This window comes from Paenibacillus segetis (assembly GCF_014639155.1).
GTDB classification, from domain to species: domain Bacteria; phylum Bacillota; class Bacilli; order Paenibacillales; family Paenibacillaceae; genus Fontibacillus; species Fontibacillus segetis.
Genome location: NZ_BMFT01000016.1, coordinates 1 through 580, shown reverse-complemented (window position 1 = coordinate 580; position 580 = coordinate 1). Strand labels below are relative to the sequence as shown.

Annotated in this window: 1 rRNA gene; it reads right to left on the bottom strand. The window is 56.2% G+C overall.

The features are described from left to right. Nucleotides 1-580: ribosomal RNA gene (locus tag IEW05_RS25525) — 23S ribosomal RNA — on the bottom strand; the annotation flags it as partial.

Here is a 580-nt window from a genome sequence, read left to right as displayed (position 1 = left end):
TTGGGAAATCTCATCTTGAGGGGGGCTTCACGCTTAGATGCTTTCAGCGCTTATCCCTTCCGCACGTAGCTACCCAGCTATGCTCCTGGCGGAACAACTGGTACACCAGCGGTGCGTCCATCCCGGTCCTCTCGTACTAAGGACAGCTCCTCTCAAATTTCCTACGCCCACGACAGATAGGGACCGAACTGTCTCACGACGTTCTGAACCCAGCTCGCGTACCGCTTTAATGGGCGAACAGCCCAACCCTTGGGACCTACTTCAGCCCCAGGATGCGATGAGCCGACATCGAGGTGCCAAACCTCCCCGTCGATGTGGACTCTTGGGGGAGATAAGCCTGTTATCCCCAGGGTAGCTTTTATCCGTTGAGCGATGGCCCTTCCATGCGGTACCACCGGATCACTAAGCCCGACTTTCGTCCCTGCTCGACTTGTCAGTCTCGCAGTCAAGCTCCCTTTTGCCTTTGCACTCTTCGAATGATTTCCAACCATTCTGAGGGAACCTTTGGGCGCCTCCGTTACATTTTAGGAGGCGACCGCCCCAGTCAAACTGCCCACCTGACACTGTCCCCGAACCGGAT